The sequence below is a fragment of the Solibacillus sp. FSL W7-1324 genome (assembly GCF_038008025.1).
Lineage (GTDB): Bacteria > Bacillota > Bacilli > Bacillales_A > Planococcaceae > Solibacillus.
Map to the genome: position 1 here is coordinate 2,893,825 of NZ_JBBOYH010000001.1, position 17,955 is coordinate 2,911,779.

22 protein-coding genes are annotated in these 17,955 nt (G+C 34.2%); 8 read left to right on the top strand and 14 right to left on the bottom strand.

From position 1 onward, the window contains the following. Positions 1–216: 216 nt before the first annotated feature. Entirely contained in the window at positions 217–765 is a 549-nt protein-coding gene (locus MKY71_RS14420) for a cupin domain-containing protein (protein WP_340733078.1), read from the top strand. A 146-nt stretch (positions 766–911) separates the two neighbouring features. Here the strand turns inward: MKY71_RS14420 and hepT are convergent, their stop codons facing one another. Together hepT and mntA are read right to left on the bottom strand one after the other, a co-directional pair. After that, positions 912–1,319, bottom strand: coding sequence for a type VII toxin-antitoxin system HepT family RNase toxin (gene hepT / locus MKY71_RS14425; RefSeq protein ID WP_340733648.1), 408 nt, complete (start codon positions 1,317–1,319; stop codon positions 912–914). Next, positions 1,312–1,722: a type VII toxin-antitoxin system MntA family adenylyltransferase antitoxin gene (gene mntA, locus MKY71_RS14430; RefSeq protein WP_340733079.1), complete on the bottom strand. Its 411-nt coding sequence runs from the start codon at positions 1,720–1,722 to the stop codon at positions 1,312–1,314. The genes hepT and mntA overlap by 8 nt, the downstream gene beginning before the upstream one ends. 492 nt (positions 1,723–2,214) lie before the next feature. On the opposite strand from mntA, the gene MKY71_RS14435 reads away from it, so the two are divergent. Further along, complete coding sequence (locus tag MKY71_RS14435) at positions 2,215–2,577, top strand: DUF2294 domain-containing protein (RefSeq protein ID WP_339199736.1); 363 nt, start codon at positions 2,215–2,217, stop codon at positions 2,575–2,577. A 67-nt stretch (positions 2,578–2,644) separates the two neighbouring features. Next, positions 2,645–2,821, top strand: a complete 177-nt coding sequence (locus tag MKY71_RS14440) for a multidrug transporter (protein ID WP_339173169.1) — start codon at positions 2,645–2,647, stop codon at positions 2,819–2,821. Between the two features lie 104 nt (positions 2,822–2,925). Here the strand turns inward: MKY71_RS14440 and MKY71_RS14445 are convergent, their stop codons facing one another. Together MKY71_RS14445 and MKY71_RS14450 are read right to left on the bottom strand one after the other, a co-directional pair. Continuing rightward, positions 2,926–4,401, bottom strand: a complete 1,476-nt coding sequence (locus MKY71_RS14445; RefSeq protein WP_340733080.1) for an S-layer homology domain-containing protein — start codon at positions 4,399–4,401, stop codon at positions 2,926–2,928. A gap of 303 nt (positions 4,402–4,704) precedes the next feature. Next, positions 4,705–5,229, bottom strand: a complete 525-nt coding sequence (locus MKY71_RS14450; RefSeq protein WP_339173174.1) for a tubby C-terminal domain-like protein — start codon at positions 5,227–5,229, stop codon at positions 4,705–4,707. Positions 5,230–5,381: 152 nt separating this feature from the next. Here MKY71_RS14450 and MKY71_RS14455 point away from each other — a divergent pair, with 152 nt between their 5' ends. After that, the gene (locus MKY71_RS14455) at positions 5,382–5,840 is read left to right on the top strand and encodes a hypothetical protein (RefSeq protein WP_340733082.1); all 459 of its coding nucleotides are present in this window, start codon (positions 5,382–5,384) and stop codon (positions 5,838–5,840) included. A gap of 340 nt (positions 5,841–6,180) precedes the next feature. Here MKY71_RS14455 and MKY71_RS14460 read toward each other — a convergent pair whose 3' ends face one another. Further along, a complete protein-coding gene (locus MKY71_RS14460) occupies positions 6,181–6,615 on the bottom strand; it encodes a GNAT family N-acetyltransferase (protein ID WP_340733083.1) in 435 nt (144 codons plus the stop codon). Between the two features lie 597 nt (positions 6,616–7,212). Beyond that, positions 7,213–8,361, bottom strand: coding sequence for an asparaginase (locus MKY71_RS14465; protein WP_339195817.1), 1,149 nt, complete (start codon positions 8,359–8,361; stop codon positions 7,213–7,215). Between the two features lie 514 nt (positions 8,362–8,875). On the opposite strand from MKY71_RS14465, the gene MKY71_RS14470 reads away from it, so the two are divergent. Genes MKY71_RS14470 through arsC form a run of 3 tightly spaced genes read left to right on the top strand, consistent with a single transcriptional unit; the run spans position 8,876 to position 10,889 of the window. Beyond that, entirely contained in the window at positions 8,876–9,178 is a 303-nt protein-coding gene (locus MKY71_RS14470; protein WP_339173184.1) for an ArsR/SmtB family transcription factor, read from the top strand. Further along, the gene (locus MKY71_RS14475; RefSeq protein WP_340733084.1) at positions 9,166–10,455 is read left to right on the top strand and encodes an arsenic transporter; all 1,290 of its coding nucleotides are present in this window, start codon (positions 9,166–9,168) and stop codon (positions 10,453–10,455) included. The genes MKY71_RS14470 and MKY71_RS14475 overlap by 13 nt, the downstream gene beginning before the upstream one ends. A 20-nt stretch (positions 10,456–10,475) precedes the next feature. Further along, positions 10,476–10,889 (top strand): arsenate reductase (thioredoxin), encoded by a 414-nt coding sequence (arsC, locus tag MKY71_RS14480; RefSeq protein ID WP_340733086.1) that lies wholly within the window; start codon positions 10,476–10,478, stop codon positions 10,887–10,889. A 241-nt stretch (positions 10,890–11,130) separates the two neighbouring features. Here the strand turns inward: arsC and MKY71_RS14485 are convergent, their stop codons facing one another. The 3 genes from MKY71_RS14485 to MKY71_RS14495 form a co-directional block, all read right to left on the bottom strand. Further along, positions 11,131–11,316, bottom strand: a complete 186-nt coding sequence (locus MKY71_RS14485; protein ID WP_340733087.1) for a hypothetical protein — start codon at positions 11,314–11,316, stop codon at positions 11,131–11,133. A 256-nt stretch (positions 11,317–11,572) separates the two neighbouring features. Next, a complete protein-coding gene (locus tag MKY71_RS14490; RefSeq protein ID WP_340733088.1) occupies positions 11,573–12,130 on the bottom strand; it encodes a hypothetical protein in 558 nt (185 codons plus the stop codon). Between the two features lie 320 nt (positions 12,131–12,450). Continuing rightward, positions 12,451–12,873, bottom strand: coding sequence for a hypothetical protein (locus MKY71_RS14495; RefSeq protein WP_340733089.1), 423 nt, complete (start codon positions 12,871–12,873; stop codon positions 12,451–12,453). Between the two features lie 242 nt (positions 12,874–13,115). On the opposite strand from MKY71_RS14495, the gene MKY71_RS14500 reads away from it, so the two are divergent. Then, entirely contained in the window at positions 13,116–13,322 is a 207-nt protein-coding gene (locus tag MKY71_RS14500) for a hypothetical protein (protein ID WP_340733090.1), read from the top strand. Positions 13,323–13,860: 538 nt separating this feature from the next. Here MKY71_RS14500 and MKY71_RS14505 read toward each other — a convergent pair. From MKY71_RS14505 to MKY71_RS14525, 5 genes are all read right to left on the bottom strand, one after another. Continuing rightward, entirely contained in the window at positions 13,861–14,040 is a 180-nt protein-coding gene (locus MKY71_RS14505; RefSeq protein ID WP_339195828.1) for an aspartyl-phosphate phosphatase Spo0E family protein, read from the bottom strand. Positions 14,041–14,373: 333 nt separating this feature from the next. After that, positions 14,374–14,601 (bottom strand): hypothetical protein, encoded by a 228-nt coding sequence (locus MKY71_RS14510; RefSeq protein ID WP_339173198.1) that lies wholly within the window; start codon positions 14,599–14,601, stop codon positions 14,374–14,376. A 427-nt stretch (positions 14,602–15,028) separates the two neighbouring features. After that, positions 15,029–16,267, bottom strand: coding sequence for an IS110 family transposase (locus MKY71_RS14515; RefSeq protein WP_340716285.1), 1,239 nt, complete (start codon positions 16,265–16,267; stop codon positions 15,029–15,031). A 551-nt stretch (positions 16,268–16,818) separates the two neighbouring features. Continuing rightward, on the bottom strand, positions 16,819–17,307 hold the full coding sequence (locus MKY71_RS14520; RefSeq protein ID WP_340716287.1) for a magnesium transporter: 489 nt from the start codon (positions 17,305–17,307) through the stop codon (positions 16,819–16,821). Positions 17,308–17,548: 241 nt separating this feature from the next. Beyond that, entirely contained in the window at positions 17,549–17,749 is a 201-nt protein-coding gene (locus MKY71_RS14525; protein ID WP_339173200.1) for a hypothetical protein, read from the bottom strand. Positions 17,750–17,955 lie beyond the last annotated feature (206 nt).

Below are 17,955 nucleotides of genomic sequence, written 5' to 3' on the forward strand. Positions count from 1 at the left end.
CCCAATACTCTTGTACTTCAATTTCCCGCGAACAGGCAAAGTTAAACAGCGCTTGCTTGCGTGGAGGCTGGGAATTTCAAGAAAATGTGGGTTACTACTATCTATGCTTTCCTTTAGTGAGGGAAGTTCTTTTGCTATAAAATGCTCATTATTAAAAGTGTTTTAAATAGAAAATTATGTTATTATAATGAATATTTTGGATAGGGGATAAAAGACATGGATCGTACCGTAAGACACCAAATTACCGGTGAACAAATTACATTTTTAGAAACAACGGAGGAAACACAGGGGAAGTACCTCTCTATTGAAGTTACTTTGCCACCACAAGGGGATGGTCCCCCATTACATAGCCACGATGAATTTGAAGAGGAGTTTGAAGTTGTTTCAGGTCAGTTAACGGTGACATTAGGAAAAGAACAATATGTATTACAGCCGGGCGATAAAAAGTTCGTCACATTAAAGACCGTACATACATTTACAAATAATCATGATAAGCCGGTTGTGTTTCGAGTACGTTTAACACCACCAAGTCAGTTTGAGCAGTCCGTACGCATTCATTACGGTTTAATTGATGATGGGCTTTGTGATGCGAAAGGTAATCCGAAAAATATCGCACATACGGCTTTAATTTTATCGATGCAAAATACATTAGTTGCGGGTATTCCATTTTGGTTGCAGCGCAAGTTGTTTGCATGGCTCGTAAAGCGTGGCCACAAAAAGAATGCTTATAAAGGCTTTGAAAAATATATTGGCAAATCGCTTTAATCATAATGCAAAGCTAACGTTTCATTTAGAGCTATTACGATGAAGCGTATCATAAATAAGTGCAATCTATAAAAAGAACGAAGGAACCATATTAGTTTCCTTCGTTTTCTAGTTTTCTAGTTTTTATATATTTTGCAGTTTTCGCTTCAGGATTCAAGTTGTAACACTACCTTTGTGAAATCTTTAAAATCATTAATATGCTTTTCTAAAATTGCTTCTAAAATTTCAAGCTCTAGTGCTTGGTAGTCATGAACGGCAATATTGCGAAAACCTACCATATTCATAAGCGTTTTCGCTAATTGTTCCTCTATTAACCCTGCTTCTTGCAGTAATTTAAATCCTTCACGGCTAGCTTTTGGAACACCAAGTTTTCTTTCACTTACGACATGCATGGCTAAATCTATACTTGCTTCACATGCGCGTTGGATATTTAAAATAATACTGTCTTGCTTTGTAAAATCTTTTAGATTCTCAGCATTCCCCTCATATACTTCATGAATACGATGGACACAACGCTCAATTGTAGCTGTTTTATTTAAAATGATATCATTCATCGCCAAAAACACTTCCTCGTTCTTTAATACTTTCAATTACGGCCGCACGCTGCTCATTTAACGTTGCGTACATACTATATGCGCGCATTTTTTGACGTGTAAATTCATTTTCATCTTGAATATATATAGGTACTCCTTGTGAAAATATCTGTATAGTAAACACTGTATCAAGTTGCTTGATATCAACTAGATCTACTTCACGTCCAGCCATCTCGGCCAGCTCGCCTGCAAGTAAAAAACGTTCGTACGATGATAACTGCTCTTTGCTGAAATATGCTAAGTCGATATCACTATCATCACGATATGTTCCCTTAGCAAATGAACCAAACAATATAATGAAATCCGGATTTATTTTAGTTTGGATTAAATTAATTAGCTGTTTTTCAATGTTTTTTTCAAGCATGTTATCACCACCTTTCTTTTATTATAAACGTAGACGAAAAAAACCGCACTTATACTTATTACGGAGAACCCTTTCATAGCTCTTCATTCCATATAAAATTAATTATCTTGAACTTGACAGAGATTTAACGAAGTATTAATATTTTTATATATTATAAGTAAATTTTTATCCTTAGTTTGGTAGTCAATATTTTGGACATTGGTTATCCATTCAAAAAGGAATTAGAATAATAAACAGTAGGTAGACATTTTAAAAGACCTTAAAGAGGTTAGTTAAAAGTAAACCGACAATTCTTAAAGTAAATGGTTTGATATTTGAAACCATTATTTTAGATTGTCGGTTTTTTTGTTTTTTAGAGAAATGAATGCTTTGGACTTGTTAGAAATGGTGCAGAGAAATAAAATTTATATATACCTTATGGAAAAAACTAGAGGAAATACAAACTATAAATTAAACGTATCGCGATTACTCATTGAAGGGATGGAAGTCATGATGGATAAAACAAAAGGTGCTCTTGAAGCTGAAATAAGTAAAGTATTAACGAATTGGGAGAAAAGTTATTTAGGGCGCGGTTCCGTATCGGTTAAATCGGATATTTTGCGAGATATGGTAGTTGTGGTGTTAGGCGGGGTTTTAACACCTGCTGAATATGCCGTATGCCAAGATAAAGAGGGCCTATTGTCAGTCAAAAAAATGCGAAATAGCTTGGTGGAATCAGGTGTGGAAGAAATAAAAGAAGCCATTCTAAGCATCACAGGAATAGAAGTGGTCAGTTTTTATAGTGATTTGAGCACAATAACCGGAGAACGCATTATGGTCTTTAAGCTTTCAGAGGATTTGCAAAGTAAATTATGATGGAACAGGGAATCAGTAGTCTCTAAAGAAAAGATTTATATCCCTATAAAAGGAGGTTTAAATTGATATGGAAAAGAATAAGACTTCAGTACCTCACTTAGATACAAAACTAAAAAACCACCTTGATATTTACGATAATGAAATTCATTTAACTATAAAGGAAACGATCGCTAAAAATAAAGAAATCATAGAGGAAAATCGCGAAATTCTATCGTATAGATTTGCTAACGGTAATAAAAAATAATGGAGTGAGGGCATAACCCAATGTCCATAACAAAGCACGAACGTTGATTGAATAACGTTCGTACTTCTTGAATGTATACCTAAACTTTCATTCTGGAGGTTATGTTAGTATGTCTCCTCATAATTTTTATAAGCATTGACATTAATAATAGAGCCAATCTGTCCGACTTTTACTCCAACGTCTATAAAATTGGTCTTTTTATGATCCGGAAACTTAATATAAAAGTGTCCATATTTCTTTCCTTCAATGCGGAGTAAGTTGGTTTCCCCTTCTCGTGTGACCGTGGCAATCTTATCTGAATCTGCTGGTAGGACATGCTTCCCCATATAGTCTTCTGTTCCAAAATCAATTGTAGCAGTTGGCTTTTCTTCTAGTGTTCGAACACTATAACGGAAAGATGGTGTAAGACTTACCGCTTCAATCCCGTACCGAACTTCTTCTCCATCAACGAAGCGGAGAGTGGCAATATATTGACCTGGCTTATCAATTCCGATTTGAACAGTATTATATTCATTTGTACTTTCGCTCTTATAACAATCGGATGAACCGTATGTCGGACATTTTTCGAACGCTATACTATCAGATAGCTTTTCTCCATCCATTGTGGAAAGGGAAATGTTTTGGACATCTTTTTTACCTTTTACATCTATTATAGCTGGCGTAGTGAGAAAATCTTGCGTCTCCTCTAGGGTCAACTTTAGTTTGCCATTCACTTCTTTGACATGGACATAAAATTTCCGATAGTATTTCTTATCTGGATTCCCTGAATACACTAAAGCGGCCTGCAATGTTCCCGTCCCTTCTTTGACCGGAACTAAGTGAATTTTATCTGCTTTTTTGTCATTTAGTTCATTGCTCCCTGCAACCGAATGGAAAAGATTCGTATCCTCCTGATAGGAATCATACATTTTAAACTCCTCCCATTTGTAGTCGCTTGCCCGCAATGTCACAATCTGTGATTTCGCTTCCTCTGTAGCTTTCATCATTTTGGCCGCTTGACCCCTTGTTATGGAAACATTCGGACTGAATTTATCCGCAGATGTTCCTCCCGTTATGCCAAGTCGGTAGATGCTCAAAATATTTGGATCATGACCTGTTCCCCTTTTCACATCTTGGAATGGACTTTTATTCGATGAGAAGTCATAGCGTGGCAGATCGAACGCTTTTACAAGAATCGAAGCCATTTGTCCACGGGTAATAGGATCGTTCGGACCGAAACGTCCATCCTCGTAGCCTCTAATGATCCCTTTTTCTGCCATTGCTGCAATGGCTTTGTAATAACCGTTCCCCTTCGTTACATCCTTAAATGCCGAACTCTTCACATTGTCCGTATCCAATTTAATCAGTTTGGCAATTATTGCAGCTGCCTGTCCTCTCGTGATGGAGTTTCCTGGTTTGAATGTACCATCCGGATAGCCTCCAATAATATTCCGTTCTGCCAAATCATAAACTGCTTCGGCAAAGTACTTTGATGATGGTACATCTGAAAATTGTTTTCCACTTACTGCAAACGTATTAGTCATGGGCAAGGTACATGCCAGCACTAGTACACTCAATCCTGCAAATAGTCTCTTTTTCATTCTCAAGCTTCCTCTCTTTTTCCGTAGTGTGCTGTACTGACGGAAAAAATGGAAATTAGTTTCAGATTTAATTAACTTTTTTTGAAAACCATTTCCTTATATTACTTAATAGCACCCACATCATTATTAGAATCATTGGGATTTACAACAAATTCTATAAACGAAACAACGAATTAAAATTATAGACAGTTTACGTAGATTTAATTTACTCGTTAAAGAGACAAACGCTTTTAAAAATGTTTGACTCTTTTTTAGCTCCAAAATAATCCCTAAATTGAAATTTTAATTTTAACTTGTTTAGGTTTAGTATTCACCTACAAAATAAAACATCTGAGCATAAATCGCGTAGAATAATGGACATTGAATGGTTGCTAGCTCCTCTATTACTAACTCGCTCTTTTGTTTGTTTAAAAAATTGAGTTGGATTTTGGCTATAACTATTCCGTTTTCATAAAATTGAACGTATTGGTTAAAGTCTATTTTAACTTTCAATTGAACACCTGAACCCGCTATATTGTAAGTTGGAGTAATCATATCCCCATGTTCTATTTGTGCGCGGAATACATCGGATCCCATTACTAAAATTGACTCAGATCGCTTAATCAAGGCATGCTTAATTCCCGATTTTACAATTAAATCTCCATTTTGATTTCTACCTTCATATTCACAGATTAATTTATATTCACCAATCCACGAATCAAATAGTTGATGTAAAATTGTTTTATATGTTCTTTTCATTGTATAAATCGGATCATTTTTGTCATTTAAAATTTGAATCGTTATCGTACTTGATTTTGTTAAAGGCAGTTTATATGTATATGTATTCATTAAAAATATCCTCTCCAAATGCTTAACTAAAGTTCTAGTTCTAATACGTTTTATTGCAGTGATAGTTTCAAAAAAATATAGCCTTCTCTACTTCTCTCCCCTGTATAGTGTTAAAATCGAATGAAAGACTTTCTCGTAAAAGGAGTAGAGATGTGAAAAAAAGATGGCTTATTCCTATAAGTTTAATATTACTATTTATGATATTTACGATATATCAACAAAATCAATTAATTAAAGATTATCGCGGTTTACTTTATTTTGAAATGAGTAGAATAAATGTTCCGGTAGAACGTATACTTGCTTTTCATGAAGAAGCCGATCGCTATAATGAAGAAGAACGTACTGAAAAACTAGAGCGTTTAGATGAGACGTTTGGAGATTTTTTCAATGTCACCGGAATAGGTTTGCAATTAGAACCTCAAATACGTGCAGAGTATTTTGTCCCTTATAATGATGCGGTATTATCTTATTCTCATCTTATTAAAAATTATATAGCTGCATCCACGGCTCAAGATCGTGAACAAGCCTACATAAATTTAAAGAGACGATATGAACAATATAATGAATTCCTTAAAACTTCTGAAGAGAAATTAGTGGAGCCTTTTGAGTGAAATTCTCCAATATCCCCATAAAAAAAACGGTAAACGCTGCCTAACAACGTTTACCGATTTTTTATCGCAAACCTTTAATCTGGGAACACTTTGATATTGTAATAACACCACTAATAAAATGTTATTTTGAGGGGGGTGTTTCTTTAGACCGTTTAAGCAAATATAAAATTAGGTTGTAAAAAACTAATGTAAATAAGAAGAGAAAAAGATTATCTCCCCATTTAATTCCGTTACCATTATAGATATCCAATATAGTCATATTTATAAACAAAAGACTTGGAAATACAAGAGCCCGTATATATTTATTTGTAAAAATAACCTTCCCCCCTTTTTGGATGGGTTATTTATTAAGAGTTTTGCTAAAACCTGTACTCTTTCCTAAATACCCTAATTTTTTATAAAAATTATGCGCTGCGATTCGTTCTTCTCGATTCCCGCTGTTCAATGTGATTGCTATACAATCGTTCTTTATTGCCCAATCTTCCACTGCTGACATAAGCTTCTGTCCAATATTTTTTCTACGATAATCTTTGTGAACTACTAGTGCCAACACTCTTACATAAGGCTCATCAAATTCATATGCAGTTTGCTTACACATTCCTACAAAACCGACTAATTCCCCGTTCATCTCCGCAACAAACGTTTCGTAATTCGGTAAATCCAAAATTTTACCCAATCTTTCTTGGATTTTTTGATTGGTAGAAGGATAACCTAGTTGATTCATTAGGACATCCATATTATTAATATCATTTCGGGTCATTGAACGAATTTGCATAGTATTTTCACCTTTCCACTATAAACTTTAATAATATAATTATGCGTTAAACGTCCTTCTGATATTTTTTATTCTGAACAGCAAAGAACATCCAAATCAAAACTAAGGTACTGGCAGGTCCATCTACTTGTGCGAAATTCAGATTAAATATCCATTTAATCAAGCCTTGTGTAATGATTGACATGATTGTCAAAATGATAATTAATAGCAGCGCGTGTACTATTAATTTGGGAAAACGTATTTGAGAAAGTCTTGGTAATTTCATAATTTCACACCTTCTTACAAAACTTTATAATTTATTATTCAATCATAGAAATTAAAGCAATAATACAAACAATTAGCGTAAAAGATGCCGTTAGCCAAACTGTATGAATAGAATTGGACTGCTCTTCTTTTATTATTTTTACAAGATTGGTACAAAATATTACGCATAAACTTATTAATACTACAAATATCAAAGTTTAGCACTCCTTCCAAAAACAGTATAACAAATATTTGCTAGATAATTTCTATAATAATATACGGGTTTGTAAGGCGTTTCGTTTTTAAACACTAAAAAAGATGACTCCAGCAACTTATTGGAGTCATCTTGTAATTTTATTTCGTTGTAAAATTTCGGTTACCAATCGTTTCAAACCATGTACGAATTTGCTGTGTATCATCAGAGAATGTTAAGCCTAATAAAAGCAATAAACGTGCTTTTTGTGCTAGTAAATCTCCCGCAGCAATAATATTACCTGATCCACCGTACACTTCACCCGAACCTACACGGCTTGTAGAAGCAAAAACGACGCCTTTTTCTGCTGCCGCTTTACGTGCTTCAGATTGTAAAGAAGAAGTTCCACCTGCACCTGTTCCAGCTGTTACGATTCCTTTCACACCCGCATTTGCAAATGCTTCGATCACTTCGCCACCAGCCATTTGGTACGTATAGGCGATTTCAACACGTGGTAATTCTTTATCTTTTACTTCTGCTAAGTCAAAAGGAGTTGCCCACGCTTCAGTATTACATGCTTTCACACGAGCTGGAGCACGTTCTACGTTAATGTTGTCACCGTCAATATAGCCTAAAATACCATATTCACCGCTTTGGAATGTATCTGTACGGTATGTGTTTGTCTTTGTTACTTCACGTGCTGCATGAATTTCATCATTTAACATTAATACCGTTCCGTAACAATATGTGTTTTGACTAGCTGCTAATTTAATCGCATTTAATAAATTGATTGGGCCATCGCCACCAATTGTTACATCGCCATTTGCATTCCCCCAAGGACGCATCGCCCCTGTTAAAACAACTGGTTTTTGATTTTGTACTGTTAGATCGAACCAATAAGCGAACTCTTCCATTGTGTCTGTACCTGTCGTTACAACAACACCATCAGAAGTTTTTAATGTTTCATCAATTAATAATGATAATTCACGGAATTCATCGATTGTGTAAGAGCCTGATCCTCTGTTTCCAAATTGAATTGTTTTTACGTCTGCATATTCTAAAACTTCCGGAGAAATATATTTAACCATATCTTCAATGGCAATACGAGATTGGCCATAACTTAAATAACTTACTCGAGATGTGCCTAACGAGCCAATTGTACCACCCGTTGCAATAACTGTTACTACTGGTTTTTTCTCGACTAATTCTTCTGCACGTGCAAATGATGATGGAGTAAACATTGAAATAAATAATAATGCGGCTAAAATCGGTGCTAACAATTGATTCATACGTTTTTGACCTTTTTTCATTTGACCAGCCTCCACTTTACGTTAGATTATCTAACACAGAAAAATATGATTTTTTTATTAATTCATTAATTATAGATGATTTTTAATGAATTTTTATAGTTATGTTATGAAACCTCCTTTCTTAAGGACAAATATAAATGATATTTTTTCCCAAGTCAATCATTTTATTGAAATAATGTAAGAAAACCTAACATATTATTTTTCTTTTGTTTAATTTGCCATGAACTTTTTTTTTGAAAAATCAACAAAATAAAAAAGGTGCTATTGCCCCCACCTTTTGAGTATCTTCATTAAACGTATTGCTTACCTTTTAGAGCTTCTTTTTTATCATTTAATTACTCATTAATTTTTTGGAATAACTTTTGAAAATAGCTGTTCACTAAGTCCCCTTTAAATTTCACTTCACAGCTTTTTCACATTGAAGGTGATTTTAATACTTAAGCATTTACTTATATTCAATGTCAATGTATATTATATATAAGCAATTACTTATGTATTTATTGGAGGGTTTCCTTTGGATTTATTAGAACAACAACTAAAGGCTTTGGCTGATAAAAATCGACTTACGCTTTTAGCTTGTATGAAAAATGGTGAAGTATGTGTTTGTGATTTTGTTGAAGTTCTTGGTATTTCACAGCCTGCTGTGAGCCAACAGTTAAAAAAATTAAAAGATGCGGGCATCATTTTGGAAAGAAAAAAAGGTACTTGGAAATATTACCGAATTGCAGAACAACTTTCCCCTGTTGTCGAAGCTGTGATTAACGAATTACAAGCTGATGATGGGTGTCGCTGTGGAGGAAGTTCATGTTCGTATTAGCAAGTATTCTCTTTATCATCACATTAATTTTCGTTATTTGGCAGCCTAGAGGACTGAATATTGGATGGTCTGCCATGGCTGGTGCTGTCGTTGCATTACTTGTAGGCATTGTGGACTTCTCTGATGTTGGGTCAGTTATCAACATTACATGGAATGCTACCCTCTCGTTTATAGCCATTATTTTAATCTCATTGATTTTAGATGAGATCGGTTTATTTGAATGGGCCGCCTTACATATGGCACGTGCCGCAAAAGGCAGTGGTATCAAAATGTTTGTATACGTTAGTTTACTTGGTGCTGTTGTCGCTGCATTGTTTGCCAATGATGGAGCAGCACTGATTTTGACACCGATCGTATTGGCGATGGTGCGTAACTTACAATTCAGTGAAAAAATGATTTTCCCATTTATTATGGCAAGTGGTTTTATCGCTGACACGACAAGCTTACCATTTGTCGTCAGCAATTTAGTGAACATTGTCTCTGCAGACTTCTTTAACATCGGTTTTGTTGAATATGCTTCACGAATGTTTATTCCTAACTTATTCTCACTTGTGGCAACTATTGTTGTGCTGCTCCTTTATTTCAATAAATCGATTCCACGGGCATATGACGAAGCAATGTTAAAGGAACCGCGCCTTGCCATTAATGACATGAAACTATTTAAGTTATCTTGGTTCATCCTCGCATTATTAGTAATTGGTTATTTTTCAAGCGAATGGATTGGCGTCCCCGTTTCACTCGTTGCAGGGGTAATTGCAATCTTCTTTTTAGTAATAGCACGTCGAAGTAAAGCTGTTGATACAAAAGCGGTTGTTAAAGGGGCGCCTTGGAATATTGTGTTCTTCTCAATCGGTATGTATGTTGTCGTTTACGGCTTGGGGAATGCAGGTTTGACATCTGTACTCGCTCGACTTATTGAATGGACAGCAGAGCAAGGTTTATTTGTCGCAACGGTTGGTATGGGCTTTATTGCAGCTCTTCTATCATCTGTCATGAACAATATGCCGACTGTGATGATTAATGCATTAGCAATTGCAGAAACAACTACCAATGGCACATTACGAGAAGCACTTATTTATGCAAATGTTATCGGTTCTGACCTAGGTCCAAAAATTACGCCTATCGGATCTCTTGCCACTCTTGTCTGGCTTTATGTACTTTCAGGGAAAGGCATTAAAATTTCATGGGGGACGTATTTCAAGACAGGGATATTATTAACGATTCCTATTTTACTGTTTACTTTAGTCGGTCTTTATATCACGCTATCTATTTTTTGAGGAATGGAGCCTAATTTTATATGAAAAACACATTATATTTCTTATGTACAGGCAACTCATGCCGTTCACAAATGGCTGAAGGTTTTGCCAAAAAGTATTTACCTGATTGGAATATTAAAAGTGCCGGGATTGAAGCACATGGATTAAATCCAAATGCTGTCAAAGCAATGGCAGAAAAAGGCATCGATATTTCAGAGCAAACTTCGGATATCATTGACCAAGAAATTTTAAATAACGCAACACTTGTTGTGACTTTGTGCGGTGATGCAGCCGACAAATGCCCTGTCACACCACCGCATGTAAAACGTGAACATTGGGGATTTGATGATCCAGCAAAGGCGATTGGAACTGAAGAAGAAAAATGGCTTGTATTTCAAACAGTGCGCGATGCGATTGAAACAAAAATCCAGTTGTTTGCTAGCGACCAAAACTGATGCGAATACACAAATCGGGCGATAAATCAGTCGAATTTTTCACGGCTTATATGCAACTCGTTTTACAAGCTAACATCAGTTCCGTGGAACATCTTGAAAAATATATGGTCCATCACTTTTTTCAAAATGATATCTCATCACTCGGTAGTATTACGCTTGCTAATTTTAAACAAGCGCTTCAAATTATTTATAGGAAATGAAGGGGAAAAATGGAATTACCTATAATGCAACCTCTAGCCGATTAATCCTCATTGATCAGCAATTGCAGTAATGCCCGTTTGCACTTAATATGCCAGATTAAGCCTTTAGTTAGATGCTTTTTAACGTCAACATTCGTAGTTTTAGCGATCATTATTTGTAATTTCTTAGTGCGTACTTTATGGAGCCGTATACCGTCCAAGCATTTCTTTTTCGCAAGCATATCCAAGTAAGCACCTCATTTATATTTGTTCAACTTTACCATAATAAAGATACATGAGCACTATTAATTATCATTTTGCTTACAGAAAAATAGGAATATTTTAACAACATTAGTAAAATGATAAAGATGTATCCTTAGTCAACAGGAAATTAAGACAGTATATGTAAAAAGGGCATTCCATATTATTCATTTAATATGGAATGCCCTAATTTAAGAAAATCGTTCACTTGTAGAAATAATGATGGGATTTCAAACAGTTTATTTATAAATCAGATAGATACCCTGATAACACTAATGCTTCTAGATATTCTTGAAACCAGGCATCATTAATATCTATATCCTCTTCAGTAACTTTTGCTCCTACCATAAACAACTCGGCCGCTATTTTTTTGCACTCACCTTGTTGTGTAAATCCCGACAATTTGTACTCATCTGTGCTTTCTAGTGCAATTCGAATTAATTTCCCTCCCATAATTTTCACGGATAATAATTCACTTTCCGTTTCTGCTATAAATTCTTCGTTTGCCAATACGTTTTGTGTTTGACGCTCTTCTTCAGTATATAGCCCCTCTAATATATTCGGTTCTGATATTGAATACATTTTTACAATGTTATTTACGTTAACCATTGGGTCATTCATTAACCCCATATATGTAGGATCGTTTTCTATTTCTTTCGCTAAGTACTTACGTTCAAAAATTCCTTCTATTTCATTCAAGGTAAACTCTTTATTGATAAGGCTCAACACTTCAAATCGCTTTAATAATTTCTTAGCTCGTTCAAGGTTCTTCTCTGCTTCCTCATATCGTCTGAAATACACAATTTGCCTCCTTATGCGGGCGATTCTTAAGGTTTCCCCATTTTCATGAGGTCACGCCAAGTATGCTTCGTTCCCTTATTCAACTACTTTTTCTTATAACCAATCTTGGCTACTTTAGATACATAGTAGGCCCCAATTGTGATAAATACGATTCCCATAAGTTTATATCCTATCGTTTGAACCATTTCGCCTTCTACCGTAATACTAAAGAAAAACATACCGACAATGAGAATGAAGAATCCTATAACTGAATGTACTATTTTAATAACTTTCCCTCCTCATCTATACTTTCATCTCAACAACTTAAATCCGTATAATTTTTATTCCAGATGCAAAAATTCACTATTGGGGTCTGATGTAGAAAATCCTTGTATCGTAATATCGTATTTATTGCGAGCTAAATAGCTATATACCACCTGTGGTTCATTCTCAAATACGACCCCTATAAGATACGGATTCGATGATTCATAGCCTGCTTCACGATGAGGCACAATTTGAAATTCCCACGTTTCATCAGGATATTTTTTTTCCAAGTGCAGCTGGATATAACTCATTTTCTTTTCAACCTGCATATCGATCCAAAATGGACGCACAAAATAAATGACGCTAAATGACACGATAAGAAAAAGAGCCAACCACTGAATTTTTTTCCTTTGTTTCCCCTTGAAAATAAAAGAAATGAAAAAAATAAAAACTACAATGCTACTAGCTATCAATAATTGAATGATTTCTATTGGATGCAAGGAATCTCCCCCCTTTTTTCAAATCAGTGAGTTCGTAAAAGGACGTACAATATAAAGGATTTAATAATTTCTATTACATGGCTAAATAAAAATAAAGAAGATTTTATTTAAAAAACAATCTTCACTAATATGGTGGAAATCCTGATACACACTATTTTACCTTTTTTTAGTAAATAAAGAAGTCTTATGATAATATTTGTGTAGCATAAATTTTAAGGATATAAAAGAATGAGGTTGAGAATATGGATAGAAGTCAGAAGTTAGGCATACTCGTTGCTATTTTAGGCGGTTTGTCTCTTATGTTTTTAGGCGTACTTTACAATATCGGGGTAAGTGGTTTAATCATGGGTATTTTTACCATCACTATGTTTATAATATTGTCTACATTAGTTAGTAAAATGATTGTGCAATTAAAGGGGAAGAAGATTACTCGGGAAGAAAAATTCTAAATTCCCTTATTCAGCTACAAAAAAACCGGTAAACACTGTTACTACAGCATTTACCGGTTTTTATTTTCTCTGTAAATATTTTTTATAACCTCAAATATTTAAATAGCTAAAAATGAACGGTAACGAAAGTAAAATTGCTGAAAGAGTTATAAGGGTTAATGAAATTCCGATTGATAACTTTTCTTTCCGTTTCAGCTCAGCTCATCCCATCCATTAAATTGATATTTGTTTCGATACAATACATACATAAATATAAAAATTGCAATCAAACTGATCCAACTATACTTTTCAGCACCAATATCTATATATGTATAGATATTCTTAAAAACAGCCCCTACGATTATCATCGGAACTACAAAAATGAAGAAAATCCTAAAAAGTTTTAATAAGAATCCCATTTACCTCACCTGTTTTTAGTTAATATTACCATAAACAAATGAACCCTAACGTCTAAAAAGACACGAAAGTTGGTGTTTACACAGCATTCATGTCTTTTAATTTATTTATGAACACCTGCTATTAAGTAAGGTAACAACTGCTATGCACTAACTTCATTGCTGAAAATTACAGTGTATTCATTCAGTAACTTATCTAATTTTTGACTTAAACTAACAGTCGTAGGATGGTTTAAACCATTTTCCATACCAGACTTAATCATAGCATTTCTAAGTACCTCTACATTTTTACGGATATTTACTTTTTCAAATATATTATTCATTGGGAATCTCTCCTCATTATTTATAATTTTTTATATCAACCAAATACAATAATTTACAAAGTGCTTATATTATGTAAATACACAATAAAACGAACTATTAAACCTATCTAAACCAAAAATATGGAAAAAATTTTAATTTGTAGTTTAGAAGCACAATAAAAATACGTAAATATTCTCAAATTAATGATTTACGCATTTTTATTGGAATTCTATTTATCCATTTTTTATGTATATCCTGAAACTTTATGGAAAGCGCGATGGTAGGTTTCTGAAAAAGAATCTGAATATAAGAAGATTGTTCGATGGATTATTAAAGCAATGACTCCTATCCGTTTAATTTTTTATATCCTTCTTAGACTTTACATTTAGTACTAACTCGTATCCAAAGGCTACTAAAATTCCAGACCAAAAAATTATTCCTGAAGTCAGTGGCTCACTTTCCGATATTAAACCACAAATATAATTGATAAAAAGCAGCAACATATAAGTATAAAAGCCAAGCATGGCCCCACTTCCCCAATTACTTTGCTCAAATTTAGACATCTTTTTGAAGAATTTCATAGTTCCCCTCCACTCTGTAGTCTTTCAGCTCTCATAAATGGGCTTTAGCCATCCCACAACACTTAAATATAATACAATAACTTTATCTCAATAAACTAGGATAACTTGCCATAAATTACAGTTATGGAAAAATTGCATCAAAAGCTGTAGATCGAAAGCTTTTTAATTGTTACTTAAGATGGAATTAAAGGGATATGGGTGCTGGCTGAAATTTCTTTTCAATGTCTCTCTGTGGTCTTTTAATACAGGTAGATAAAAAATGTAGGGAATGAATGTAGATTTTGTTATTCAACAAAACCAGCTAATAGTTGTCAAGATTTTTCGATAAAAATATTAAATCCTACATGATATACTAAAAAAGGGTACACCAAATAAGCCTTCCTCTTTAAAATTGGAAGGTTTTGTTTAATCCACTTAAATATACTTTTTAAACCGCATTTTGGAAGGCTTCTTTCCTTTTAAGTAGGGCATATATCCAATGTAAAAGCTTATTAGCACATGCAATGATTGCTACTCTAAATGGCTTTCCTTCTTCGCGTTTTTTATCGTAGAACTCTCGTAATTTCTTATTTCTAGGGAGTATTTCATCACTTGTTTTTTGCTTACGTGCATCTCTTATACCGCATTGTACAGCCATAAATAACGCTTGTCTTAACCTGCTGGAACCTCTTTTGGTTATACGATTGATGGAAGCAGTAAATCGACCAGAAGAGTAAACGCTAGGATCTATCCCGGCGAATGCTACTAGCTTTTTAGGATGGTTAAACCGTTCTATCTCTCCAATTTCAGAGATGATTGTTGCCGCAATCTTTTCTCCAACACCAGGAATAGACTGGATTATCTCATATTCTTCAATTTCTTTAGCGAGGGCATCTATTTCTGCTGCTAACTTTGATAGATGCTCTTGATATTGAAGAACAATGTTAATAAACATTCTTAGGTTAAAGATATGGCTTTGATACAAGTTGTTTTGAAATGGATTACGTAATGCAGCCTCTCTCAATTTAATTGCCTTTTCTTTTGCCCATCTTTCTGAACGGGTTGTACATAATTCCGCAATTTTATTAGTAAGTTCTGATTCGCTAACACTTAAAACCTCTTTGGAGGTTGGGAAGATGGATAGAATCTGTAACGAAATTTTTGAATAGAGATTTCCAAAGACACCTCTGTATTCAGGGAAAACCTGATCTAAGATGGACTGTAGCTGTAACTTTGTTTGTGCAGCTGTGCTTGATACTGTTTCTTGTTGTCTAGTGAGATTACGAAGATTTAAGAGTTGTATACCTCTCTTTTTATATGGCTCTAACTCTTCCTTGTAATACAATTCGCATAGATGATAGGCATCAATGGCATCGGTCTTTACCTTGCGTAAATTTGTACTTCTAGCTCGATGAGAGATAAGTGGATTAACAATAATATAGACGTATTGTTGCTCCTCCAAAAATTGAATAACGGGCATATGATATTGACCTGTAGATTCTAAAATAACCGAAGGTTGCTTACCATCAGCTAATTTCTCTACTTCCTTTAGAAATTCTAATAAACTATCTAAACCATCAAGAGTATGTTTAATACTAAAGCTCTTACGATATGGTTTGCCTTTATCTAAAAAGGCTTGAACCTGACTTTCTCCTTTTGAAACATCCAGACCAACGACTGGATTCATAATTACATCTCCTCCTAAAGAAAACTAAATTCGTCGGTAACCCCTATAGCTGCTTGTAATGTCATAGGTTCGCTTGTTAAACGGGATCCTTGTCCCAACCAGCTCGAAACATGTTTATACAAGTAGGGGGTGAACAGTTTTGCGGACGGGATCAAGTCCCACGGGCCAGACGTTCTACCCCGACTACCGTTATAATAAGACCTAAACAAAAAAGGTCAACCAGAAAAATCTGGCTAACCTCATATTACGAACGGGCCATATTGTGGAGCAACATTTTTTTGGGGGAGTGTAAAAAAAAGATGCAGATTTATAACGATAAAAGAATGGCTATACAAGTTTTTATGCAAATTAAAGATCATACCGAGTAAGCAAAAAGCCCTTATATCAAGGGTTTAGGAGACTTGCATAAAATAGCGTATAAACAATGTTCCATAAAAAAACAGACAAACGTTGATTTAATAACGTTTGTCTGTTTTTTTTGCGTCCCCAAACTTTGATTTGGGAACGTTTATTTGAATGGGATTGTATATACTTTTTGAATAAGAATAATTTTATTTTTCTAATACTATACAATATTGTTCTTTATAGTTTTCATGGTTCCAATTGTACATTTGTAACAGATGATGGAGAGATAATTCGTTATAATTAAACCTACTATACGGTATATTTAGTTCATTATCATCATGACCAATCCATACTCGCCATAATTCTATTATCTGTCCTTCTCTAATATTGTCTTTTAAGTAATCCAATAATTGCTTTACTCTTAATTCTGAATAGCTAAAATTTACTTCATAAATGAATGGATAGCCTGTATATTCACTTACATTATAATAACTGTCTTTTTTTATGACTAACTCATTTAAATCCTCTTCATTTTCAACAAATAATACTTGGGTATTCGGGTCCATCTTCTCCCAAGGCACCAATTCATGCGGTTTTATTTCTAATTCAATAGCTTCTTTGACCGTAATATACTTTGCTTTGGATTCTATTTCAGGCATTTCAAAATTTGTTGCTATAAATGAACAAGAGCTCATTTAAATACCTCCAAAATAAAAAATTTATAACATTATTTCACTTTTTGGATTTAAGTATAACATTCCCAAAGCATAGTTTGAGAACTTACCGTTCACAAGTAACCAAAATACGCCCCATTATAACAATTGAATAAGGGGTATTGGTCCCCAAAGTGTCATTTGGGAACGTTTACGTGAAATAATTGTAAAAAGAAAAAGGTCACTCCATTTAGAAATGACCAATTAGATAGAACGCAAAGGACTACTTGAACTTTTGAAGATTTTTGACCTTCATTGAAGCTACTTCTCCACAATTTGTACAAATAGTTAAAATTAATGGTGAACTTGAAAAATGCAACATATCATGCTTGATGGGTTTTACATTAGCCATAGAACCACCTAATTCACCTTGTGTAAAGGAATCATTATCACAAATCTTACAAACTAACTTTTCTTCCTCCAAAAAATCACCTCACTATACAATTTATGTAAATTATATCATAGTTGAATTAAAGTATCTTCGTGTGTTACACATTCCAAAACGTACCCAAACCGACGTTTGGTAACATAATTTTCTAGTCCTGTACTCAAAATCGTATTTGTGCTTCTTTTTTATGTAAGGTAGTAGACCACACGAATATGACGAACCCTTATTCCACAATCTGGGCG